Origin of the sequence: Paraburkholderia sediminicola, assembly GCF_046026895.1 — a bacterium.
GTDB lineage: Bacteria > Pseudomonadota > Gammaproteobacteria > Burkholderiales > Burkholderiaceae > Paraburkholderia > Paraburkholderia sediminicola_C.
In genome coordinates this window covers 14,799-37,001 of record NZ_JAQQEU010000045.1, presented here as the reverse complement: position 1 = coordinate 37,001, position 22,203 = coordinate 14,799, and the positions used below count along the sequence as shown (strand labels likewise).

The 22,203-nt window shown below is 64.1% G+C and carries 20 protein-coding genes; 5 read left to right on the top strand and 15 right to left on the bottom strand.

Annotated features, from left to right (window positions below; all coding sequences use genetic code 11):
- The first annotated feature begins 19 nt into the window (after positions 1 to 19).
- From PQR02_RS26470 to yacG, 4 genes are all read left to right on the top strand, one after another.
- Entirely contained in the window at positions 20 to 961 is a 942-nt protein-coding gene (locus PQR02_RS26470; protein ID WP_408238208.1) for a prepilin peptidase, read from the top strand.
- Positions 962 to 964: 3 nt separating this feature from the next.
- Positions 965 to 1,567, top strand: a complete 603-nt coding sequence (coaE, locus tag PQR02_RS26465; RefSeq protein WP_408238205.1) for a dephospho-CoA kinase — start codon at positions 965 to 967, stop codon at positions 1,565 to 1,567.
- Positions 1,568 to 1,804: 237 nt separating this feature from the next.
- Positions 1,805 to 2,560 carry a cell division protein ZapD gene (gene zapD / locus PQR02_RS26460; protein WP_168665852.1) on the top strand — a complete coding sequence of 252 codons (756 nt, stop codon included), beginning with the start codon at positions 1,805 to 1,807 and terminating at the stop codon, positions 2,558 to 2,560.
- A 135-nt stretch (positions 2,561 to 2,695) separates the two neighbouring features.
- Complete coding sequence (gene yacG / locus PQR02_RS26455) at positions 2,696 to 2,893, top strand: DNA gyrase inhibitor YacG (RefSeq protein ID WP_408238201.1); 198 nt, start codon at positions 2,696 to 2,698, stop codon at positions 2,891 to 2,893.
- A 69-nt stretch (positions 2,894 to 2,962) separates the two neighbouring features.
- Here yacG and mutT read toward each other — a convergent pair whose 3' ends face one another.
- The 4 genes from mutT to secA form a co-directional block, all read right to left on the bottom strand.
- The gene (gene mutT, locus PQR02_RS26450; RefSeq protein WP_408238198.1) at positions 2,963 to 3,388 is read right to left on the bottom strand and encodes an 8-oxo-dGTP diphosphatase MutT; all 426 of its coding nucleotides are present in this window, start codon (positions 3,386 to 3,388) and stop codon (positions 2,963 to 2,965) included.
- A complete protein-coding gene (locus PQR02_RS26445) occupies positions 3,385 to 4,254 on the bottom strand; it encodes an ATP-binding protein (protein ID WP_408238263.1) in 870 nt (289 codons plus the stop codon). The genes mutT and PQR02_RS26445 overlap by 4 nt, the downstream gene beginning before the upstream one ends.
- A gap of 54 nt (positions 4,255 to 4,308) precedes the next feature.
- Positions 4,309 to 5,550: a bifunctional glutamate N-acetyltransferase/amino-acid acetyltransferase ArgJ gene (gene argJ / locus PQR02_RS26440; RefSeq protein WP_408238195.1), complete on the bottom strand. Its 1,242-nt coding sequence runs from the start codon at positions 5,548 to 5,550 to the stop codon at positions 4,309 to 4,311.
- Between the two features lie 152 nt (positions 5,551 to 5,702).
- Positions 5,703 to 8,522, bottom strand: coding sequence for a preprotein translocase subunit SecA (gene secA, locus PQR02_RS26435; RefSeq protein WP_408238192.1), 2,820 nt, complete (start codon positions 8,520 to 8,522; stop codon positions 5,703 to 5,705).
- A 290-nt stretch (positions 8,523 to 8,812) separates the two neighbouring features.
- Here secA and PQR02_RS26430 point away from each other — a divergent pair, with 290 nt between their 5' ends.
- Positions 8,813 to 9,298, top strand: coding sequence for a DciA family protein (locus PQR02_RS26430; protein ID WP_408238189.1), 486 nt, complete (start codon positions 8,813 to 8,815; stop codon positions 9,296 to 9,298).
- Between the two features lie 85 nt (positions 9,299 to 9,383).
- Here PQR02_RS26430 and lpxC read toward each other — a convergent pair whose 3' ends face one another.
- The 11 genes from lpxC to mraY all read right to left on the bottom strand — a co-directional run bounded on the left by lpxC (position 9,384) and on the right by mraY (position 22,203).
- Positions 9,384 to 10,301 carry a UDP-3-O-acyl-N-acetylglucosamine deacetylase gene (gene lpxC, locus PQR02_RS26425; RefSeq protein WP_408238186.1) on the bottom strand — a complete coding sequence of 306 codons (918 nt, stop codon included), beginning with the start codon at positions 10,299 to 10,301 and terminating at the stop codon, positions 9,384 to 9,386.
- A 288-nt stretch (positions 10,302 to 10,589) separates the two neighbouring features.
- Entirely contained in the window at positions 10,590 to 11,093 is a 504-nt protein-coding gene (locus tag PQR02_RS26420; protein ID WP_408238183.1) for a peroxiredoxin, read from the bottom strand.
- A 249-nt stretch (positions 11,094 to 11,342) separates the two neighbouring features.
- The gene (gene ftsZ, locus PQR02_RS26415) at positions 11,343 to 12,545 is read right to left on the bottom strand and encodes a cell division protein FtsZ (RefSeq protein WP_408238180.1); all 1,203 of its coding nucleotides are present in this window, start codon (positions 12,543 to 12,545) and stop codon (positions 11,343 to 11,345) included.
- 156 nt (positions 12,546 to 12,701) lie between these two features.
- Positions 12,702 to 13,934, bottom strand: coding sequence for a cell division protein FtsA (gene ftsA / locus PQR02_RS26410; RefSeq protein ID WP_007180311.1), 1,233 nt, complete (start codon positions 13,932 to 13,934; stop codon positions 12,702 to 12,704).
- 27 nt (positions 13,935 to 13,961) lie between these two features.
- Positions 13,962 to 14,714, bottom strand: coding sequence for a cell division protein FtsQ/DivIB (locus PQR02_RS26405; RefSeq protein WP_408238177.1), 753 nt, complete (start codon positions 14,712 to 14,714; stop codon positions 13,962 to 13,964).
- A gap of 24 nt (positions 14,715 to 14,738) precedes the next feature.
- Positions 14,739 to 15,692: a D-alanine--D-alanine ligase gene (locus PQR02_RS26400; RefSeq protein WP_408238174.1), complete on the bottom strand. Its 954-nt coding sequence runs from the start codon at positions 15,690 to 15,692 to the stop codon at positions 14,739 to 14,741.
- A 1-nt stretch (position 15,693) separates the two neighbouring features.
- A complete protein-coding gene (gene murC / locus PQR02_RS26395; RefSeq protein ID WP_408238171.1) occupies positions 15,694 to 17,097 on the bottom strand; it encodes a UDP-N-acetylmuramate--L-alanine ligase in 1,404 nt (467 codons plus the stop codon).
- Positions 17,094 to 18,224 carry an undecaprenyldiphospho-muramoylpentapeptide beta-N-acetylglucosaminyltransferase gene (gene murG / locus PQR02_RS26390; RefSeq protein WP_408238168.1) on the bottom strand — a complete coding sequence of 377 codons (1,131 nt, stop codon included), beginning with the start codon at positions 18,222 to 18,224 and terminating at the stop codon, positions 17,094 to 17,096. Before murG ends, murC begins: the two co-directional genes overlap by 4 nt.
- Complete coding sequence (gene ftsW, locus PQR02_RS26385; RefSeq protein WP_408238165.1) at positions 18,221 to 19,489, bottom strand: putative lipid II flippase FtsW; 1,269 nt, start codon at positions 19,487 to 19,489, stop codon at positions 18,221 to 18,223. The genes murG and ftsW overlap by 4 nt, the downstream gene beginning before the upstream one ends.
- The gene (gene murD / locus PQR02_RS26380; protein WP_408238162.1) at positions 19,486 to 21,003 is read right to left on the bottom strand and encodes a UDP-N-acetylmuramoyl-L-alanine--D-glutamate ligase; all 1,518 of its coding nucleotides are present in this window, start codon (positions 21,001 to 21,003) and stop codon (positions 19,486 to 19,488) included. Before murD ends, ftsW begins: the two co-directional genes overlap by 4 nt.
- A 30-nt stretch (positions 21,004 to 21,033) precedes the next feature.
- The gene (gene mraY / locus PQR02_RS26375; RefSeq protein WP_408238159.1) at positions 21,034 to 22,203 is read right to left on the bottom strand and encodes a phospho-N-acetylmuramoyl-pentapeptide-transferase; all 1,170 of its coding nucleotides are present in this window, start codon (positions 22,201 to 22,203) and stop codon (positions 21,034 to 21,036) included.

The following is a 22,203-nucleotide window of genomic DNA, read 5'->3' as shown; positions in this document are numbered from 1 at the left end:
GCCGAATCCATCCCTTACCATGCGGGCTCCGCTTTCACTCGTGCCAGAAACTTCTTCCAGTCTGCTCTCGGGCTTACTGCCGGGCCGCTTCACGGCCGGTCTAGGCCTGGCGTTCGGCAGCTTGCCCGCCGGCTTGCAGATCACGTTCGCCATCGTGTTCGGCCTCGTCATCGGCAGCTTTCTGAACGTGGTCGTACATCGGCTGCCGATCATGCTGGAGCGTGCCTGGCGCGCGGAAATCAGCGACGCCACCAAGGAACCGCCGCAAAACGACGGTCTGCCAGAGCGCTACAACCTGTGGGTGCCGCGCAGCGCATGTCCGCATTGCGGCCACGTTCTGAGCGCGTGGGAGAACCTGCCGGTGCTCAGCTACGTGCTGCTGCGCGGACGCTGCTCCGCATGCAACGCGCACGTGAGCCTGCGCTATCCGCTGCTCGAAATTGCCAGCGCCGCGTTCGCGGCAGGCGCACTCGCGCTGTTCGGCCCGACCCTCACGGCGCTCGCCGGGTTCGGACTGTGCGCGGCGCTGCTCGCGATGAGCGCGATCGACATCGACACTCACCTGCTGCCGGACTCGATGACGCTGCCGCTTTTGTGGGCAGGCATCATCGTCAATTTCAACGGCATGTTCGCGAGCCTGCACGATGCCGTGCTCGGCGCTATCTTCGGCTATCTGGTGCTGTGGGTCGTGTATTGGCTGTTCCGGCTGGTGCGCGGCGTCGAAGGCATGGGTTATGGCGATTTCAAACTGCTGGCGGCGCTCGGCGCCTGGCTCGGCTGGGCCGCATTGCCACAGATCGTGTTGATCGCAGCGGTCACCGGCGCGGTGGTCGGCCTCGCGGCCACCTGGCGCGGCCGCATGCGCTTTGAAGAGCCGCTGCCGTTCGGGCCGTTTCTCGCAGCGGGCGGCGCGCTCACGCTGTTTCTCGGCACACCGCTCTATCTGGCTCTGGGAGGCTGAAGCATGTTCGTCGTGGGACTGACCGGCGGCATCGGCAGCGGCAAATCGACCGTCGCCGATCTGTTCGCCGCGCACGGTGTGCCGCTCGTGGACACCGATCTGATCGCGCACCGCATCACCGCGCCACACGGATTGGCGATGCCGCAAATTGCCGCTGAATTCGGCGCTGCCTTCGTCGCCGCCGACGGCTCGCTCGACCGCGCCCGCATGCGCGAGCGGGTGTTCAGCGACGACGGCGCGCGCAAACGGCTCGAGGCCATCACGCATCCGTTGATTCGTGCCGAGACCAACCGCGAGCAGCGCGAAGCGCAGGGCCCGTACGTGGTCGTCGTCGTACCGCTTCTGGTCGAATCCGGGAGCTGGAAGAGCCGCGTGAATCGCGTGCTCACCGTCGACTGCAGCGTGGAGACGCAGATCTCGCGCGTAATGAGCCGCAACGGCTTCAGCCGCGACCAAGTGCTCCCGATCATCGCCCGCCAGGCCACGCGCGAAGCGCGCCTCGCCGCCGCCGACGACGTCATCGACAACGACAACGCGCCACTCCACGCGCTGAAGGCGCAAGTCGACGCGCAGCACCGCGCGTACCTGTCGCTCGCGGGCGCATGAACCGCGGGTGCGCCGGCGCGCAAGGCGAACATGCGTGCAGCGCGCGAACACAGAGCGCCAGTCTTCGCACATCCGAGCCCTGTACGACACCGCGTTTGCCGATGCACGCAGAATCCACCCAAAACACATGAAAAAAGTTGCGAATGCGAGCTGAAAAAGTGCGTGATTGCTAGGGTAGTCTCACGGCATTAGAATGTTCTGCATTCCCGTCACCGACCACGCCCGAGGCGAGCCCGCTTGATCCTTTACGAGTATCCATTCAACGAGCGAATCCGGACGCTGCTGCGCCTCGAAGATCTGTTCGAGCGCTTCACGTTCTTTCTGACTCAGGAAGACGCCAAGGAACATCACGTCGCACTGACAACGTTGTTCGAAATCTCAGAGGTTGCGGGTCGCGCGGATCTGAAGTCGGATCTGATGAAGGAGCTCGAACGTCAACGGCAAACGCTGGCGCCGTTTCGCGGCAATCCGGGAATCGAGCAGAACGCGTTGGAAGCCGTGCTCGGCGAAATCGAACAGACCCTCGCGGGGCTCGGGCAGATGCAAGGCAAGACCGGCCAGCATCTTGCGGACAACGAGTGGCTCGCCAGCATTCGCAGCCGCGCCATTATTCCCGGTGGCACCTGCAAATTCGACCTGCCGTCCTACTACGCGTGGCAACAGCTTCATCCCGATCAGCGCCGCCAGGACATCGCCAAATGGGTCACGCCGCTGCTGCCGCTGCGCGACGCGGCGACCATCGTTCTGCGGCTCGCGCGCGAGTCCGGCCAGGCATCGAAAGTCATGGCCATGCAAGGCAGCTATCAGCAGATGCTCTCGGGGCGTTCGTATCAATTGATGCAGGTTCGCGTGGCACCTGAATTGCGGGTGATCCCGGAGGCGAGCGCCAACAAGTACATGCTGTGGGTGCGCTTCACAGTGCAGGACGGCGATCTGCGTCCCCGTGCGGTGGATGTCGACGTGCCGTTTCAGCTCACGCTTTGCAGCCTGTAAAGGCTTACAAGCCGGACCACACCCGGCTCGCAAGGTGCGCCCGCTAGGTCCGGATCGAGGGGCGCGCCTTTGAAGCGGCGCGAAATACCCCTATATTCGTTACTTGTTCCGTTTTGCGATTGACTGCCTGACCGTATGCCTACCGTCGTTAAATGCCCCACTTGCGGCAGGGACGTCCGCTGGACCCCTGAAAACCCCTTCCGCCCGTTCTGCTCCGACCGCTGCAAGCAGATCGACCTCGGCGCCTGGGCCGCTGAGAAGTACAAGATCGGCGGGACCGATCAGGAAGCGGGGTCGGACGAAACACCCGGCGGGGACTACAACCCGCATTGAGCGTGGCCCGCTACGGCAATGACGCGGGCAGGCGCCGCTGGTGCGGCGCCCGCTCTTGCGCGTACCCCTCTATTGGTGCTCTTCCGCCGCGAGCCATTCGAGCACAGGAATGGTCGCTGGCAACAGCGGCGCGACATCAGCCGGCAACGTCTGCCAGACGAACGCCTGGCCTTCGCGGCCGTGCGGCTCGCCGGACCACTGCGTGACTTTGCAGAAGAAGAGCCGCACATAGGCATGCGGGTAATCGTGTTCGAGCGTATGCCAAAGATGGCTCGCCTGAACGTCGATCCCCAGTTCCTCGTGCAGTTCGCGTGCAAGCGCGGCCTCGACCGACTCGCCCGCTTCCAGCTTGCCACCAGGAAATTCCCAGTAGCCCTCATATGGCTTGCCCGCCGGACGCTGCGCCAGCAGATAACGCCCATCCGGCTGAATCAGCACGCCGACGGCGACTTCCGTCACCGAACGACCAGCGGCGTTCTTCGGCGCGTCGTTCATGCCGAGGTTTTCCGGCCGGACCAGTCACGCGCGAACTGCCACGCCACCCGCCCCGAGCGCGAGCCGCGTTCGAGCGCCCACACCAGCGCGTCGCCGCGCGCCGCTTCGACTTCGGCGTCGTCACAGCCGAAATGCCGCAGCCAGTGGCCGATGATCGACAGGTAGTCGTCCTGCTTGAATGGATAGAAGCTGACCCACAGCCCGAACCGCTCGGACAGCGAGATCTTTTCTTCGACCAGTTCGCCCGGATGAATCTCGCCGTCGGACGTGTGCTTGTACGTCTCGTTGTCGCTCATGTACTCGGGCAGCAGATGGCGGCGGTTCGACGTCGCGTAAATCAGCACGTTGTCCGACTGCGCGGCGATCGAGCCGTCCAGCGCCACCTTCAGCGCCTTGTAGCCGGACTCGCCGTCTTCGAACGACAGATCGTCGCAGAACACCACGAAGCGTTCGGGCCGCTTCGCGATCAGGTCGACGATGTCGCCGAGATCGTGCAGATCGTCCTTGTCCACTTCGATCAGACGCAGGCCGTCTTTCGCATACGCGTTCAGGCACGCCTTGATCAGCGACGATTTACCGGTGCCGCGCGCGCCCGTCAGCAGCACGTTATTGGCCGGCTGCTGGTGCACGAACTGACGCGTGTTCTGTTCGATCAACCCTTTCTGCCGATCGATGTTTTTCAGGTCGTCGAGCGTGATCGACGAAATGGCGGGCACGGGCTGCAGGTAGCCGCGCCCCTGGCGCTTGCGCCAGCGAAAGGCCACCGCGCCCGACCAATCGATCTCAGGCGCGGCGGGCGGGAGCATCGCTTCCAGGCGGACGAGCACGGCTTCGGCCCGGGTCAGAAACTGTTCGAGTTTGTCCATGACGGTGAGGTAAGCGGTCAGATACGCGGCCAAGGGGCCGGGCAACCAACCTGATTACGAACGATAGTCGGCGTTAATGCTCACGTAGTCGTGCGACAGATCGCAAGTCCAGATCGTGGCTTGCGCATTGCCGCGGCCGAGTACGACGCGAATGCCGATCTCGCTCTTTTTCATGACGCGCTGGCCGTCTTCTTCACGGTAGGCCGGATTGCGGCCACCGGCAGTTGCGACCAGCACGTCGTCCAGATACAGATCGATCTTGCCGACGTCGAGATCGTCCACGCCGGCATAGCCGATGGCCGCCAGGATGCGGCCGAGATTCGGGTCCGATGCATAGAAGGCCGTCTTCACGAGCGGCGAGTGGCCGATCGCGTACGCGATCTGGCGGCATTCGCCGATGCTCGAGCCGCCTTCTACATGCACGGTCATGAATTTGGTCGCGCCCTCGCCGTCGCGCACGATCAGTTGCGCGAGGGTCTGGGCGACTTCGGTCACCGCATCGCGCAGCGCTGCATAAGCGGGCGAATCGGTGGACGTGATCGCCGGCAGGCTCGATTTGCCCGACGCGATCAGGATGAGGGAATCGTTGGTCGACGTATCGCCATCGATCGTGATGCAGTTGAACGAGCGGTCCGCGACGTGTCTGACCAGCGCATCGAGCACCGGTTGCGCGACGGCCGCGTCGAACGCGAGGAAGCCGAGCATGGTCGCCATGTTCGGCTTGATCATGCCGGCGCCCTTGCTGATGCCGGTCAGCGTGACCGTGTGGCCGTCGATCGTGACCTGGCGCGAGGTGGCCTTCGGCAGCGTGTCGGTCGTCATGATCGCCTGTGCGGCGTCGTACCAGTTGGCCGCCTTGCGGTTGGCCAGCGCGGCCGGCAAACCGGCCTTCAAACGATCGACCGGCAGCGGTTCGAGAATCACGCCGGTCGAAAACGGCAGCACCTGTTCCGGCGAGATGTCCGCGAGTCGCGCGAGTTCGGCGCAAGTTTCGCGGGCGGCCACGAGACCCGGTTCACCCGTGCCCGCATTCGCGTTGCCCGTGTTGATGACCAGCGCGCGAATCGGCTTGCCGCCCGCGCGCACGCGCTCCAGATTCTCACGACACACCGTGACGGGCGCCGCGCAAAAACGGTTCTGCGTGAACACGCCGCCGACCGTCGCGCTTTCGTCCACGGAAATGACGAGCACGTCCTTGCGGTTCGGCTTGCGGATATTCGCCTCCGCCCAGCCGAGCGTAACGCCGGCCACGGGATGGAGTTGAGCGGGATCAATCGAGGGGAAATTGACAGCCATGGTCGCGACCTGTCGAAGAAAATGCCGGCAGGCGCCGGCATCGAGGGGAACGAAACTGATGGCCCGGGCGGGTTGCGCGAACCACCGCGAAATCAACGGCGAAGCCCAGCGTAAAACGACGCGGCGCGCTCAGGAGCGCGCCGCCTTCGGTCTTACGCGATCTTGCCGTGACACTGCTTGTACTTCTTGCCGCTGCCGCACGGGCACGGATCGTTGCGGCCGACCTTCGGCACGCTGTCCGCGCTCACGTTCGGCCCCGCTTGCGACGACGAGCCGTGGCCGTGGCTCATCGCGTCGCCGATCATCGCTGCGGTGGCCGCTTCGGCCGCGACGGGCGCCGCCGCCGCAGCGGCTTCGGCGAATTCGGCGTGGCGAAACTCGACGTTCTCGAGATGGCTGCCCTGCTCTTCCAGTTGCTCCGCGGCTTCTTCCAGTTGTTCCGGCGACTGGATCTGCACGTTCATCACGATGCGGGTGACTTCGAGCTTCACGGCGTCGAGCATCGCGGCGAACAGTTCGAACGCCTCGCGCTTGTATTCCTGCTTCGGGTTCTTCTGCGCATAGCCGCGCAGATGGATGCCCTGACGCAGATGGTCGAGCGCGGCCAGATGTTCACGCCAGCTGCGGTCGAGCGTTTGCAGCATGATCGAGCGTTCGAACGCGCTGAACGACTCGCGGCCCACCAGTTCGACCTTTGCCTCGTATGCTTCGTCCGCGGCGGCTTCGACCGCCTCGAGAATCTCGTCCGCGTTGATCGAGTTCGACTCGTTGATCATTTCCTGGATCGCGAGGTCGAGCTGCCATTCGTTGCGCAGCACTTCTTCCAGCTCGGGCACGTCCCACTGCTCTTCGATGCTGCCGGCCGGCACGAACTGGTGCACGATGTCGGCGATCACGCCATGACGCATGGCGCCGATGGTCTCGGTGATGTCGTTCGCTTCGAGCAATTCGTTGCGCTGCTGGTAGATGACCTTGCGCTGATCGTTCGACACGTCGTCGTATTCGAGCAACTGCTTGCGAACGTCGAAGTTACGCGCTTCGACCTTGCGCTGCGCCGACTCGATCGAACGCGACACGATGCCCGCCTCGATCGCCTCGCCCTCGGGCATCTTCAGACGGTCCATGATCGCGCGTACGCGATCGCCGGCGAAAATGCGCAGCAGCGGGTCTTCCAGCGACAGATAGAAGCGCGACGAGCCTGGGTCGCCCTGACGGCCGGCACGGCCGCGCAACTGGTTGTCGATCCGGCGCGATTCGTGACGCTCGGTGCCGATGATGTGCAGACCGCCCGCGCTCTTCACCTGATCGTGCAGCGCTTGCCATTCGTCGTGCAGCTTCTGGATGCGGCGCTGCTTGTCGTCGTCGGCCAGCGTCTCGTCCTGCTCGATGAACGACGCCTGCTTTTCCGCGTTGCCGCCGAGCACGATGTCGGTACCGCGGCCGGCCATGTTGGTCGCGATCGTGATGCGCTTCGGACGCCCCGCTTCAGCGACGATCTCCGCTTCACGCGCGTGCTGCTTCGCGTTCAAGACTTCGTGCGGCAAACCGGCCTGTTTGAGCAGATGCGACAACAGTTCGGAGTTTTCGATCGACGTCGTGCCGACCAGCACCGGCTGACTGCGCTCGTAGCAATCGCGGATGTCGCGGATCACCGCGTCGTAGCGTTCCTTGGCGGTCTTGTAGATCTGATCCTGCTTGTCGATCCGCTTGGGCGGACGGTTGGTCGGGATCACGACCGTTTCGAGACCGTAGATCTCGTTGAATTCGTACGCTTCGGTGTCGGCCGTGCCGGTCATGCCGGCCAGCTTCGCGTACATGCGGAAGTAGTTCTGGAACGTGATCGACGCGAGCGTCTGATTCTCGCTCTGAATCTTCACGTGTTCCTTCGCCTCGACGGCCTGGTGCAGGCCGTCCGACCAGCGGCGGCCCGCCATCAGGCGGCCAGTGAATTCGTCGACGATCACCACTTCGCCGTTCTGCACGACATAGTGCTGATCCTTGAAGAACAGCGTGTGCGCGCGCAATGCCGCGTACACGTGGTGCATCAGCGTGATGTTCTGCGGCGCATACAGGCTCTCGCCCTCGCCGATCAGGCCCCACTCGGCGAGCAGGCGCTCGGCTTTTTCGTGGCCCGACTCGGTCAGGAACACCTGACGGCCTTTTTCGTCCAGCGTGTAGTCGCCCGGCTTTTCGACGCCGGTGCCGTCCGCCTTCTCTTCGCCGATCTGGCGTTCGAGCAGCGGCGGCAGAGCGTTCATGCGGACGTAAAGTTCGGTGTGATCCTCGGCCTGGCCGGAAATGATCAGCGGCGTACGCGCTTCGTCGATCAGAATCGAGTCGACCTCGTCGACCACCGCGAAGTTGAGTGCTCGCTGCACGCGCGCTTCGGTCTCGTAGACCATGTTGTCGCGCAGGTAGTCGAAGCCGAATTCGTTGTTGGTGCCGTATGTGATGTCGGCGGCGTAGGCCTGCTGTTTCGACTCGTGATCCATCTGCGACAGGTTGATGCCGACCGACAGACCGAGGAAATTGTACAGACGCGCCATCCATTCGGCGTCGCGCTGCGCGAGGTAGTCGTTGACCGTGACCACGTGCACGCCGCGGCCCGACAGCGCGTTCAGGTAGACCGGCAGCGTGGCGACGAGCGTCTTGCCTTCGCCGGTGCGCATTTCGCCGATCTTGCCGTAGTGCAGGACCATGCCGCCGATCAGCTGCACGTCGAAGTGGCGCATTTTCAGCACCCGCTTGCTGGCCTCGCGGCACACCGCGAAAGCGTCCGGCAGCAGCTTGTCGAGCGACTCGCCGCTCGCGACGCGCTGGCGGAATTCACCCGTTTTGGCGCGCAGTTGATCGTCCGTCAATTGCTCGATCTGCGGTTCGAGCGCATTGATCGCCGCGACGGTCTTTTGATATTGCTTGACTAGCCGTTGATTGCGGCTGCCAAAAATCTTCTGTAGAAAACCGGTGGTCATCGGATCGGTGTCTGCGTCGCGGCTTCGGCTGGGTTGCGGCGTACGGTTCGTGCACGCGCGCTCCGGGGTCGGAAGGGCCTCGGCGGCTTAGTCCAAGAGTGAATTCGAATCGGGCATTTTAGCACGCGCCCCCGGCTGCGCCTGTGTCGGAGGCGCGACGACGGCCGGGCATCCGAAGCCCGCCGCTGCGCGCTTTGACAGTACGCATTGAGGCGGACCCGCGTGCATCCCGCACGGTACAATCGCAGCGTGAACGCGCATTGGGTGCGAACACGCCGTCACCATTAAACATGAGCCGTATTCCGTCCTTTTCAAGGCCGCCGTCCAAGCAGTTTGGCGGGCGCCGCCCGCAGCCGGTCGCCGAGGTGCTCAATCGCACGGATGCGTTCGCGGCGCTGCGCGCAGGCGTCGAGCAGATTGCGGCGTTGGAAAAGGATCTGCGCGCGCTGTTGCCCGATTATCTGGCAACGAGCGTGGAGCCGGGCTTCATCAAGGACGGCGTGCTGGCCCTGTTTGCCGCGCATAACGCGCTCGCGGCGCGCTTGCGGCATCTGGAGCCGCGGCTGCTGGCAGACCTGCAGCAGCGCGGCTGGCCGGTCAATGCGCTGAGAATTCGCGTGCGGCCGCAGCCTGCCAAGGAGCCTCCGCCGGTCAAACAGGCGCGCATGACGCCGGTCGGCGCCGACGCGCTGCACGCGCTGAGCGAATCGCTCGCGCCGTCGCCGCTACAGGAAGCGCTGGCGAGAATGGCGGCCCGGCATCGGAGAAATCGCTGAACGAAAAAAACGGCCCGTGTGGGCCGTTTTTCATGTGTCTGACTGGGCTCGTCTGCGTCAACCCAGCCGATCTCAATCACACGTGTCATGCAAAAGCCGTCTGCGTCTCGTAGGCGAACCCGCGCGGCGCTTTCTGCGTGTCGTCGAAAGTGACGATTTCGTACGAATCTTCATGTGCCAGCAACTCGCGCAGCAGCGCGTTGTTCAGGCCGTGACCCGACTTGTACGCGGTGTACGAAGCCAGCAACGGATGGCCGACCACATACAGGTCGCCGATCGCGTCGAGCATCTTGTGCTTCACGAACTCGTCGTCGTAGCGCAGGCCGTCGTTGTTCAGGATGCGGTACTCGTCGAGCACGATCGCGTTGTCCATGCTGCCGCCGCGCGCCAGACCCAGTTCGCGCATCATTTCCACTTCATGCGCAAAGCCGAACGTGCGGGCACGCGCGATTTCCCGCACGTACGACGTGTTGGCGAAATCCACTTCCAGCGCTTGGCCGGTTTTATCCACGGCCGGGTGACGGAAGTCGATCGTGAATTTGAGCTTGAAACCGAAGAACGGATCGAGACGCGCGAATTTGTCGCCGTCGCGAATTTCGACCGGCTTGGTGACCTTGATGAATTTCTTTGCCGCGTTCTGCTCTTCGATACCCGCCGACTGGATCAGGAACACGAACGAACCGGCACTGCCGTCCATGATCGGGATCTCTTCGGCAGTGACCTCGACATACAGGTTGTCGATGCCAAGACCGGCGCAAGCGGACATCAGATGCTCGATGGTCGAAACGCGCGCGCCGTCTTTCTGCAACACCGAAGCCAGACGCGTATCGCCAATCGCCATTGCCGCCGCGGGAATGTCCACCGGCGTGGGTAAATCCACGCGCGAAAACACAATGCCGGTGTCCGGCGCCGCCGGACGGAGCGTCAGATTGACCTTACGGCCGGAGTGCAGGCCGATGCCAACTGTCTTGACGATTGATTTGATAGTGCGCTGCTTCAACATGGTGATCTTCTGGTCGATTGAAAATCCCAATCGGGACTTTTTATTTCATAGCACGAATTATACTCCAATACCCCAGGGAGCGTTGTTGCACGGAAGGTATCAATCTGTTTCGCTGCATTACCCATCGGGCACCGTCAGGGAAGCGTGACGGGCCGATGTCCCGGAACGGAGGCGTTTCCGGTCATCGGCCCGCGTAACGGCCTGTCACAAAAGCGTCTTACTCACCGTTGCCATGGCACAACGCGGCAAAGCGCGCAGGCCCGAGGCGAAGGGGCGACGCCCAGGTTACTAGCTCAACGTGGCGAGAATACTCGTTGCATCGCTAACTTCGAATTTGCCGGCAGCCTCGACGTTCAACGTCTTGACCACGCCGTCGTCGACCACCATCGCGTAGCGCTGGGAACGAATCCCCATGCCGCGCGCCGACAAATCCTGCTCGAGACCGAGCGCCCGTGTGAAAGCCGCACTGCCGTCCGCCATCATGCGCACCTTGCCCGAGGCGTGCTGATCGCGTCCCCACGCGCCCATTACGAACGCGTCGTTGACGGACACGCACCAGATTTCGTCGATGCCCAGAGCGCGCAACTGCTCGGCGTGCTCGACATAACCCGGTACATGCTTGGCCGAACAGGTCGGCGTGAACGCGCCCGGCAATCCGAAGATCACCACGCGCTTGCCTGCCGTCTGCTCGCGCACGTCGAAGCTGTTAGGCCCGATCGTGCAGCCCGCCCGCTCGTCTTCGACCAACTCGAAGAGCGTCGCGTCGGGCAGCTTGTCACCTGCTTGAATCATGCTCAGTCCTTTGCATCGATGCGAAGCACGCTCGCACGCTGTCGTGTCGCAGTGAAATCCGGCGCTTGAGCCCAAAAGGCTCCGCCGTCCGGCGACAGTCGCCCAATCCGCTTCGCGAATCCGAAGAGGGCACTTGTCCTTGCCGCGAATCTGACGATACGCGACCTGTCCGCCGTTCACCCGCCACGCTCGTGCATTCGTCGGCCAGCGCCGCTGAAGCGGCGCGGCAACGAAAGCCTGCTCGCGCGCTCAGTCCGCCTGCTTGCGCAGGAATGCCGGAATGTCGTACGTGTCGACGCCCTTTTCCTGCAGCGCCTGAACGTGCGATGCCGCCGTATCGCGCGAGGTGCGCCACACGGCCGGCGTGTCCAGCGCGCCGTAATCGGCCGTGCTCGCGTGCGCTGCCGACGGTGCGTAGGTCGCGTGCTGCATCGCGCCGATCGGCTGGTTGTCGGTGCCGGTACGCAGCAGCGTCATCGGTGCCGACTGCTGCTTCTTCGCCGCACGGCCCAGACCCGTTGCTACGACCGTCACGCGCAGCGCGTCGCCCATTGCATCGTCGTACACCGCACCGAAGATCACGGTTGCATCTTCAGCAGCGTAGCTCTTGATGGTGTTCATCACTTCGCGCGTTTCCGACAGACGCAGCGAACGGCTCGACGTGATGTTGACCAGCACGCCGCGCGCGCCCGACAGATCCACGCCTTCGAGCAGCGGGCTGGCGACAGCCTGCTCGGCAGCCAGACGCGCACGATCGACGCCGGCGACCGTCGCGGTGCCCATCATCGCCTTGCCCTGCTCGCCCATCACCGTCTTCACGTCTTCGAAGTCGACGTTCACCAGACCGTCGACGTTGATGATTTCCGCGATGCCGGCCACTGCGTTGTTCAGAACGTCGTCTGCGCACTGGAAGCATTTGTCCATCTCGGCGTCGTCGCCCATCACCTCGAACAGCTTGTCGTTCAGAACGACGATCAGCGAATCGACGTGATCCTCCAGTTGCTGCGAACCGGCTTCAGCGACGCGCATACGCTTGCCGCCTTCGAACTCGAACGGCTTGCTGACCACGCCAACGGTCAGGATGCCCATTTCCTTGGCGATCTGCGCGACCACGGGTGCGGCTCCCGTACCCGTGCCGCCGCCCATGCCGGCCGTGATGAAGACCATGTGCGCGCCGCGCAGTGCGTCGGCGATGCGCTCACGTGCTTCCTCGGCTGCGGCGCGGCCCATTTCCGGCTTGGCGCCAGCGCCCAGACCCGTGTTGCCGAGCTGGATCACCGCGGTGGCGCGCGAACGCGACAGGGCCTGCGCGTCTGTGTTCATCACGATGAAGTCGACGCCTTGCACGCCTTTGTTGATCATGTGCTGGACGGCATTGCCGCCAGCGCCACCTACTCCGACCACCTTGATGATGGTGCCGTTCGTTTCGGTTTCCAGCATCTGGAATTCCATGTTGCCTCCGTCAAGATAAAAAATTACAGCCACTCGGCCGTTATTCGGCAGGAGATCGGGCAACCCCCTGTCGCGCGCCGGCCGCCGGCACCAGCGCGTATTTTCAGAACCTGTTCGAAACCCGTTCAGCCAAATCTGTGCAGCAAAACCGGTGCGTCAGAAGTTACCGAGGAACCAGTCCTTCATGCGTGTGAACACCTGTCCCATCGAGCCCGACTGCACCGCGACCTTGCGGCCGCGCATGCGTTGCGAGCGTCCTTCGACAAGCAGGCCCATCGCCGTCGAATAGCGCGGATTGCGCACGACGTCGGCGAGTCCGCCCGCGTATTCCGGCACGCCGATACGCACCGGCTTCAGGAAAATGTCCTCACCCAGTTCGACCATGCCGAGCATCATCGACGCGCCACCGGTCAGCACCACGCCGGAGCTCAGCAGTTCCTCGTAACCCGACTCGCGCACCACCTGCTGCACGAGCGAAAACAGTTCTTCGACGCGCGGCTCGACCACCGCCGCCAGCGCCTGGCGCGACAGCGTGCGCGGACCGCGCTCGCCGAGTCCCGGCACTTCGATCATTTCGTCCGGATCGGCGAGCGCCTGCTTGGCGATGCCGTAATCGACCTTGATGTCTTCGGCATCCGGCGTCGGCGTGCGCAAGGCCATCGCGATGTCGCTCGTGATCTGGTCGCCGGCGATCGGGATCACCGCCGTATGACGGATCGCGCCTTCGCTGAAAATCGCAATATCCGTCGTGCCGCCGCCGATGTCGACCAGCACCACGCCGAGTTCCTTTTCGTCTTCGGTCAGCACCGCGAGCGACGACGCCAGCGGTTGCAGAATCAGATCGTTCACTTCGAGCCCGCAGCGGCGCACGCACTTGACGATGTTCTGCGCCGCGCTCACCGCGCCGGTGACGATGTGCACCTTCACTTCGAGGCGGATGCCGCTCATGCCGATCGGCTCGCGCACATCTTCCTGACCGTCGATGATGAATTCCTGCGTGAGGATATGCAGCACCTGCTGATCGGTCGGGATGTTGATCGCCTTCGCCGTTTCGATCACGCGCGCCACGTCGGTCTGCGTGACTTCCTTCTCCTTGATCGCCACCATGCCGCTCGAATTGAAGCTGCGAATATGGCTGCCCGCGATCCCGGTGAAGACGTTCGTGATCTTGCAATCGGCCATCAGCTCGGCTTCTTCGAGCGCGCGCTGAATCGACTGCACGGTGGCTTCGATATTCACCACCACGCCTTTCTTGAGCCCCTTCGATTCGCTCTGGCCGAGGCCGATCACCTCGTAGTGACCTTCGCCCTTCAACTCGGCGACGATGGCCACGACCTTCGACGTCCCGATGTCGAGGGCGACCAGCAGATCTTTATAGTCTTTACTCATAGCGTGCTCATTGCGTGTGATGTCCGTTTACTTCTTGCCCTTGTCGGGTTCGCTGATAAAGCGCATGCCAGCCGCGCGAATCGCGAAACCGTTCGGATAGCGCAAGTCCGCATACTCGATATCCTTTCCCCAACGTTGCGTCACCGCGCTCCACGCCGCCGTCAGGCGCTTGCTGCGATCGAGCAGCGTGTCCTGATTGCGTTCGCGGCCAAGTTCCACCTGCGTTCCATTCGACAGCTTCACCGTCCACGCGTAACGCGGCGACAGCGTCACTTCTTCGGGCGTCGCGTTAAGCGGCGCAAACCACTTCTGGAAGTCGTGATAACGCGTGACCACCTCCTTTGCCGTGCCGTCCGGGCCGTCGAACGCGGGCAGGTCTTCTTCGAGCTCGCCCTGGTTCGCGGTGAACAGCTCGCCGTCGACGCTGACCAACTGATCGCTGCCCCACGTCCCCAGCGGTTTGTACTCCTCGAGCGTGACAGCCAGCGCGTTCGGCCAGACGCGCCGCACGCTCGCGTGACGCACCCACGGCATCTGCTCGAACGCCTGGCGCGCGACGTCGAGATCGACCGTGAAGAAGTTGCCCTTCAACCGCCCTACTACGCCGGCGCGCACCGTCGGCGAATTGATGTGCTCGGTGTCGCCGTCGATCTGGATTTCGCGCAGCGCGAAATTCGGGCGCTGGATCAGCCAGTAACCGCCCGCCGCCAGCAGCACGAGCACCAGCAACGCATGCAATGCGTTGGCGGCGAGATTGAGCTGGCGAACGTTGTTCCACATGGTGTTGCTTTCGGGTTGTCCCGGTTAGTCCTGCAGCGTCAGCGCCAACACGCCGACAACCAGTTCCTGATAGCTGATGCCCACCGCGCGCGCCGCTTTCGGCGGCAGCGAGTGATCGGTCATGCCAGGCGCCGTGTTCACTTCCAGAAAGTACGGATTGCCTTCGCCGTCGAGCATGAAATCGGCGCGGCCCCAGTCGGTGCAGCCGAGCACGTCGAACGCGCGGCGCGCCAGCACTTTCAGGCGGGCTTCCTCATCTGCCGCGAGGCCGCACGGAATCAGGTACTGCGTGTCGTTGGCGATGTACTTGGCGTGGTAGTCGTAGAACTCGCCGGCCGGCACGATCCGGATCACCGGCAGATCCAGATCGCCCGCGATGCACGCGGTGTATTCGCCGCCGCCTTCGATGCTCTTTTCCACCACGACGATCCGGTCGTACTTGACCGCTTCGAGCAGCGCAGCGGGCAGCGCATCGGCGCTCTTCACCTTGATCACCGCGACGCTCGAACCTTCGCTCGCCGGCTTCACGAAGAGCGGCAAGCCGAGCTTCGCGACGATGTCCTTCGCGCGCGCTGCGTAGTCGTCGCCGCGCAGCACCGCTTCGAACGGCGGCGTCGGAATGCCGAGCTGCTGCCACACGAGCTTGGTGCGGAACTTGTCCAGACCGAGCGCCGAGCCGAGCACGCCGCTACCCGTGTAGCGAATGCCGTAGAAGTCGAGCGCGCCCTGAATCTGGCCGTTCTCACCGTAGCCGCCATGCAGCGCGTTGAACGCGCGCACGAAGCCTTCTTCCTTCAACGCGGAGAGCGGACGCTCGGCCGGGTCGAACGGATGCGCATCGACGCCGGCGTCGCGCAGACCTTGCAACACGAGGCGCCCGGAGTTGAGCGACACCTCGCGCTCGGCGGAATCTCCACCGAGCAGCACGGCTACCTTGCCGAATTGTTTTGCGAGTTCGTCCGATTTAATACTGCTCATGTCACACCTTCGTTTCGAGCGCGAGGCGACCCGGCACACCGCCGATCGAACCCGCGCCCATCGTAATCACCACATCGCCGTCGCGCACCACTGCCGAGAGCGCGTCCGGCACTTCATCCACCGTATCGACGAACACCGGCTCGACCTTGCCCGCCACCCGCAGCGCGCGCGCCAACGCGCGGCCATCCGCGGCGACGATCGGCGCTTCGCCTGCCGAATAGACTTCGGTCAGCACGAGCGCGTCGACGGTCGACAACACCTTCACGAAATCCTCGAAGCAATCGCGCGTGCGCGTGAAGCGGTGCGGCTGGAACGCCAGCACCAGACGCCGGCTCGGGAACGCGCCACGCGCCGCCGCTACCGTGGCCGCCATTTCGACCGGGTGATGGCCGTAGTCGTCGACCAGCGTGTAGGTGCCCGTGGCTTTACCTTCGGTTGCGACCGGCACTTCGCCGTAGCGCTGGAAACGCCGGCCCACGCCGTTGAAATCCGCGAGCGCTCGCTGGATATCGGCATCTTTCACTTCAAGTTCAGTCGCGATTGCAATCGCGGCCAACGCGTTCTGCACGTTGTGCTCGCCCGGCAGGTTCAGCACGATGTCGAGCGGTGCCGCGTCTTCGCGCAACACCGTGAAATTCATCCTGCCGTCGTGCGCTTTCACGTTGACCGCGCGCACTTGCGCGTCGGGCGCAAAGCCGTAGCGGATGATCGGCTTCGACACGAACGGCAGGATCTCCTTCACGTTCGGATCGTCGACGCACAACACCGCGATGCCGTAGAACGGCAGACGGTGCGTGAATTCGATGAACGCCTGCTTGAGCCGCGCGAAGTCGTGGCCGTAGGTGTCCATGTGATCGGCGTCGATGTTCGTGATGACTTCGATCACCGGGAACAGGTTCAGGAACGACGCATCCGACTCGTCCGCTTCGGCGACGATGAAGTCGCCCGTGCCGAGTCGCGCGTTCGCGCCCGCGCTGATCAGACGCCCGCCGATCACGAAGGTCGGGTCGAGCCCGCCCGCGGCCAGCACGCTCGCCACCAGCGAGGTGGTCGTGGTCTTGCCGTGCGTGCCGGCAATCGCGATGCCCTGTTTCAGGCGCATCAGTTCCGCGAGCATCACCGCGCGCGGCACGATAGGAATGCGGCGATGCCGCGCAGCCAGCACTTCGGGGTTGTCGCTACGCACGGCGGTCGAGACGACCACCGCATTCGCGCCTTCGATGTTCTCCGCCGCGTGACCGATCGCGATGCGCGCGCCGAGCGCGGCAAGGCGATCCGTGACCGCGTTGCTCGACAGATCCGAGCCGCTCACCTGATAGCCCAGGTTGACCAGCACCTCCGCGATGCCGCTCATGCCGACACCGCCGATGCCGACAAAGTGAATGTGTTTGACGATGTGTTTCATTGCTTTCCTTCTGGGCTCGCGCCCGAAATCGAACCCGCCACGGTTGCGCAAATTTGCGCGACCTGTTCCGTGGCGTCGGGTTTCGCGAGCGAGCGCGAACGCTCCGCCATCTCCGCGAGACTTTCCCGCGTCTGGCTGCGCAACCAGTCGGCGAGTGTTTCCGCCGACAGGTCACGTTGCTGCACGACCAGCGCCGCGCCGTTGTCGGCGAGAAACGCTGCATTAGTGGTTTGGTGATCGTCCACCGCGTACGGGAACGGCACGAAGAACGCCGCCACGCCAACGGCCGAGATCTCCGACACCGTCATCGCACCCGAGCGGCAGATCACCAGATCCGCCTTCGCGTAAGCGCTCGTCATGTCGTCGATGAACGGCACGAGTTCCACGTCGGGTTGCTCGCCGCTGCCCGACTGCAGACCCGCTGCCGCGTAGTTCTCGCGCAGCGCTTCGATATGCTTCGCACCCGCCTGATGCACGATGCGCGGCCGTTCGTTCGGCGCGAGCAGCGCGACCGCGCGCGGCACCACTTCATTCAACGCCGCGGCGCCGAGACTGCCGCCCACCACCAGCACATTCAACGGACCGCTGCGTTGCGCGTAGCGTGCTTTGGGTGCAATCGCGCGCGCAAGTTCCTCACGAATCGGGTTGCCGGTCCATTCGCCGTGCGGCAGCGCATTCGGGAACGCGACCAGCACGCGTTTGGCGAGTTTCGCGAGCACCTTGTTGGCGAGGCCCGCGATCGAATTCTGTTCGTGCAGCACCAGCGGACGACCGCTCAACGCGGTCATCAAGCCCGCCGGAAACGTGATGTAGCCGCCCATGCCGAGCACCACGTCCGGCTTCACGCGACGCAGCACGGAGAGGCTCTGCGTGCAGGCGCGCAGCAGATTCAGCGGCAGCATCAGCTTGGTCTTGAGACCTTTGCCGCGCAGTCCGCCGAAGCGCACGTATTCCATCGGGATGCCGTGCTTGGGCACCAGCGTCGCTTCCATGCCCGCGGGGTTGCCGAGCCACACGACCTTCCAGCCCCACGCCTGCATCAGATGCGCGACCGCGAGCCCCGGGAACACGTGTCCCCCGGTGCCGCCGGCCATCACCATCAGCGTGCGTTGGTGGAGAGCCGTCATACCTTGCCCCCCCGCATCAATACACGGTTCTCATAGTCGACGCGCATCAGCACGGCGACCGCGACGCAGTTCAGCAAAATGCCCGAGCCGCCATAACTGACGAGCGGCAGCGTGAGACCTTTGGTCGGCAGCAAGCCGAGGTTCACGCCCATGTTGATGAAGGTCTGGGCGCCGAACCAGATGCCGACGCCCTTCGCGACCAGGCCCGCGAACGTGCGGTCGAGTGCGAGCGCCTGGCGGCCGATCTCGAACGAGCGGCGCACGATCCAGTAGAACATCAGGATCACCACCAGCACGCCGACGAAACCCAGTTCCTCGCCGATCACCGCGAGGATGAAGTCGGTATGCGCTTCCGGCAGATAGTTGAGCTTCTCGACGCTGCCGCCGAGCCCCACGCCGAACCACTCGCCGCGCCCGAACGCGATCAGCGAGTGCGTCAATTGATACGCCTTGCCCTGCGCGTAGCGGTCATCCCACGGATCGAGGTACGCGAAGATCCGCTCACGACGCCATGGCGACGCCCACACCAGCAGACTGAACGTGCCGACCGCGGTCGCCACCAGGCCGCCGAACAGCTTGCCGTTCACGCCGCCGAGAAACAGCACGCCCATCGCGATCGCCGCGATCACCATGAACGCGCCCATGTCCGGTTCGAGCAGCAGCAATGCGCCGACCAGACCGACCGCGACCGCCATCGGCAAAAAGCCCTTGGCGAAGCTGTGCATGTATTCCTGCTTGCGCACCGTGTAATTCGCCGCGTAGATCGTCACCGCGAGCTTCATGATTTCCGACGGCTGCATGTTCGTGATGCCGAGCGGAATCCAGCGGCGCGCACCGTTCACGCCCTTGCCGACGTGCGGGATCAGCACGATCACCAGCGCGACGAGCGAGATCAGGAAGAGCTTCGGCGCGTATTTGTCCCACGTCGAAATGGGGATGCGGAACGACACGACGCCGGTCACCGCGCCCATCACGACGAAGATGATCTGGCGCACGAGGAATGCGTAGTCGCGGTACGACGCGTACTTCGGCGAATCGGGCATCGCGATCGACGCCGAATACACCATCACGATGCCGAGTCCCAGCAGCGCGACGACCACCCACAGCAGCGAGTGATCGTAGTCGAGCATCCGCGAGCGCAGCGGCCGCACGCCGTTGACGGCGCTCGCGAGCCCGCTGCCGCCCGTACGGCCGCCGACGCGCGCCGCGCCGCCCGAGCCACCCGCGGCTGCCTGCCGCGAACCGAAACGTTCCGACCAGCTCATATCATCGTCCCCCGTTCCGCAGCGATGTCTTCTACCGTGCTGCGAAATACGGCGGCACGGTGTGCGTAACCCTTGAACATGTCGAAGCTCGCGCAAGCCGGCGACAACAGCACGGCGTCGCCGGGCTCAGCCAGCGCGGTGGCGGCACGCGTCGCTGCTTCGAGCGTGGCGTGATCCGTCAGCGCGATGCCGCTGTGTTCCAGCGCCGCGCGAATCAGCGGCGCGTCACGGCCGATCAGCATCACGGCGCGGCACCAGCGCATCACCGGCGCGGCGAGCGGTTCGAAATCCTGGCCCTTGCCGTCGCCGCCGGCGATCAGCACCGCGCGCTGCGCGAGGCCGTCGAGCGCGGCCACCGTTGCGCCGACATTGGTGCCCTTGCTGTCATCCACATAGTCGATGCCGTCGATCGACGCGATCAGCTCCACGCGATGCGGCTCGCCACGGTATTCACGCAGAGCGTGCAGCAGCGGCGCGCCAGGCAGACCGACCGCGCGCGCGAGCGCATAGGCGGCCAGCGCGTTCGCGGCGTTGTGCAGACCGCGAATGCGCAAAGCGTCCGCGGGCATCAGGCGCTTGAGTGCGATGTCCGGCGCTGCCGCCGCTTCGCTCTTGCGACGGCGCTTCGGTGCGGCTGCTTCATCGCTCGCATCGCGATCGTGCGCTTCGACCAGCCAGATCATGCCGTTATCGCGCAGCAGACCGTAGTCGCCGTCGTTCTTCGGTTCGGTCACGCCGAACGTGACCGTCGCCGCTTCAACTTCGGCGGAAGGCGCGAGCGACATCACGCGCGAGTCGTCGCGGTTCAGCACGCGCACGGTCCGTGTCCCGAAGATGCGGCCCTTCGCGGCCGCATACGCATCGAGGCCGCCGTGCCAGTCGAGGTGATCCTGTGTGATGTTCAGCACCACGGCCGCGTCCGGCGAAAACGTGTGTGCGGTTTCCAGCTGGAAGCTCGACAGTTCGAGCACCCACACGTCGGGCAATGCGGTGTGATCGATCGCTTCGCTGAGCTTGTCGAGCAAAGCCGGGCTGATGTTGCCCGCCACCGCGACCTTCTTGCCGGCGCGTTCGCACAGCAGGCCGGTCAGGCTCGTCGTCGTGGTCTTGCCGTTGGTGCCGGTGATCGCGATCACCTTCGGCGCGTAGCCGCTTTCGCCGAGCGTGTTCAGCGCCTGCGAGAAAAACTCGAGTTCGCCCCACACGGGAATGCCCTGCTCGCGCGCCGCCGTGATCAGCGGCAACAGATCGGCGGCAAGCGGCGATAAGCCCGGGCTGATCGCGACCAGCTCGACACCTTCGAGCAGCACCGGCGAGAACGGGCCGCCGACGAAGTCCGCGTCGACGCTATGCGCTTGCAGTGCGGACAGGTTCGGCGGCACTTCACGCGTGTCGGCCACACGCAGCCGACAGCCGTGCCGCGCGCACCAGCGCGCCATCGCGAGACCGGATTCACCCAGTCCCAGCACGAGCACCATCGGCTTTTGCCGATCCCGAAACTTCTCGCCGAACATCGCTTGCTTTCCCTTAACTTCGACTACTGCTTAACGCAATTTGAGCGTGGACAAACCGAACAGACACAACATCAGCGTGATGATCCAGAAGCGCACCACCACCTGCGTTTCTTTCCATCCCGACAATTCGAAATGGTGATGCAGCGGCGCCATCTTGAAGAGTCGCCGCCCTTCGCCGAAGCGGCGCTTGGTGAACTTGAACCACGTGACCTGCAACATCACCGAGAGCGTCTCCGCGACGAAGATGCCGCCCATGATGAACAGCACGATTTCCTGACGCACGATCACCGCGACCGTGCCGAGCGCGCCGCCGAGCGCGAGCGCGCCGACATCGCCCATGAACATCTGCGCCGGGTGTGTGTTGAACCAGAGGAACGCGAGACCCGCGCCGCCCATCGCGGAACAGAAGATCAGCAACTCCCCGGCGCCGGCGATGTGCGGAAACAGCAGGTACTTCGAATAGACCGAGCTGCCCATCACGTACGCGAACACGCCGAGCGAGCCGCCCACCAGCACCACCGGCATGATCACGAGTCCGTCGAGGCCATCGGTGAGATTGACCGCGTTGCTCGCGCCGACGATCACCAGATACGTCAGTACGATGAAGCCCCACACGCCGAGCGGATAGCTGATCGACTTGACGAACGGCAGCATCAGGTCGGCGCGCGCCGGCAAGCCCATCGACAGGCCGCTGCGCACCCACGCCATGAACAGGTCGTACACGCGCACGTTGCTCGCTTCCGACACGCTGAACGCGAGATACACGGCCGCGAACAGACCGATCACCGACTGCCAGAAATACTTCTCGCGCGACGACATGCCGCGCGGGTCCTTGTAGACCACCTTGCGGTAATCGTCGACCCAGCCGATCACGCCGAACCCGAACGTGACGAGCATCACGATCCAGATGAAGCGGTTGGTCAGGTCGGCCCACAGCAACGTGGCCACCGCGATGCCGAGCAGAATCAGCACGCCGCCCATGGTCGGCGTGCCGGATTTGACCAGATGGGTCTGCGGGCCGTCTTTGCGGACGGCCTGGCCGACCTTCATCGCGGTCAGCTTGCGGATCACCGCCGGGCCGCAGACGAGCCCGATCAGCAGCGCGGTGATGGTCGCCATCACTGCACGGAAAGTCAGATAACTGAACACGCGCAAGAAGCTTGCGTCATTCTGCAGCCATTGCGCCAGCGCCAGTAGCAT

What these genes read in the sequence shown, in the direction of transcription:
- PQR02_RS26470 (WP_408238208.1), top strand. Translation starts at nt 20, where the DNA reads ATGCGGGCTCCGCTTTCACTCGTGCCAGAAACTTCTTCCAGTCTGCTC.
- coaE (WP_408238205.1), top strand. Translation starts at nt 965, where the DNA reads ATGTTCGTCGTGGGACTGACCGGCGGCATCGGCAGCGGCAAATCGACC.
- yacG (WP_408238201.1), top strand. Translation starts at nt 2,696, where the DNA reads ATGCCTACCGTCGTTAAATGCCCCACTTGCGGCAGGGACGTCCGCTGG.
- mutT (WP_408238198.1), bottom strand. Translation starts at nt 3,388, where the DNA reads ATGAACGACGCGCCGAAGAACGCCGCTGGTCGTTCGGTGACGGAAGTC.
- PQR02_RS26445 (WP_408238263.1), bottom strand. Translation starts at nt 4,254, where the DNA reads ATGGACAAACTCGAACAGTTTCTGACCCGGGCCGAAGCCGTGCTCGTC.
- argJ (WP_408238195.1), bottom strand. Translation starts at nt 5,550, where the DNA reads ATGGCTGTCAATTTCCCCTCGATTGATCCCGCTCAACTCCATCCCGTG.
- secA (WP_408238192.1), bottom strand. Translation starts at nt 8,522, where the DNA reads ATGACCACCGGTTTTCTACAGAAGATTTTTGGCAGCCGCAATCAACGG.
- PQR02_RS26430 (WP_408238189.1), top strand. Translation starts at nt 8,813, where the DNA reads ATGAGCCGTATTCCGTCCTTTTCAAGGCCGCCGTCCAAGCAGTTTGGC.
- lpxC (WP_408238186.1), bottom strand. Translation starts at nt 10,301, where the DNA reads ATGTTGAAGCAGCGCACTATCAAATCAATCGTCAAGACAGTTGGCATC.
- PQR02_RS26420 (WP_408238183.1), bottom strand. Translation starts at nt 11,093, where the DNA reads ATGATTCAAGCAGGTGACAAGCTGCCCGACGCGACGCTCTTCGAGTTG.
- ftsZ (WP_408238180.1), bottom strand. Translation starts at nt 12,545, where the DNA reads ATGGAATTCCAGATGCTGGAAACCGAAACGAACGGCACCATCATCAAG.
- ftsA (WP_007180311.1), bottom strand. Translation starts at nt 13,934, where the DNA reads ATGAGTAAAGACTATAAAGATCTGCTGGTCGCCCTCGACATCGGGACG.
- PQR02_RS26405 (WP_408238177.1), bottom strand. Translation starts at nt 14,714, where the DNA reads ATGTGGAACAACGTTCGCCAGCTCAATCTCGCCGCCAACGCATTGCAT.
- PQR02_RS26400 (WP_408238174.1), bottom strand. Translation starts at nt 15,692, where the DNA reads ATGAGCAGTATTAAATCGGACGAACTCGCAAAACAATTCGGCAAGGTA.
- murC (WP_408238171.1), bottom strand. Translation starts at nt 17,097, where the DNA reads ATGAAACACATCGTCAAACACATTCACTTTGTCGGCATCGGCGGTGTC.
- murG (WP_408238168.1), bottom strand. Translation starts at nt 18,224, where the DNA reads ATGACGGCTCTCCACCAACGCACGCTGATGGTGATGGCCGGCGGCACC.
- ftsW (WP_408238165.1), bottom strand. Translation starts at nt 19,489, where the DNA reads ATGAGCTGGTCGGAACGTTTCGGTTCGCGGCAGGCAGCCGCGGGTGGC.
- murD (WP_408238162.1), bottom strand. Translation starts at nt 21,003, where the DNA reads ATGTTCGGCGAGAAGTTTCGGGATCGGCAAAAGCCGATGGTGCTCGTG.
- mraY (WP_408238159.1), bottom strand. Translation starts at nt 22,203, where the DNA reads ATGCTACTGGCGCTGGCGCAATGGCTGCAGAATGACGCAAGCTTCTTG.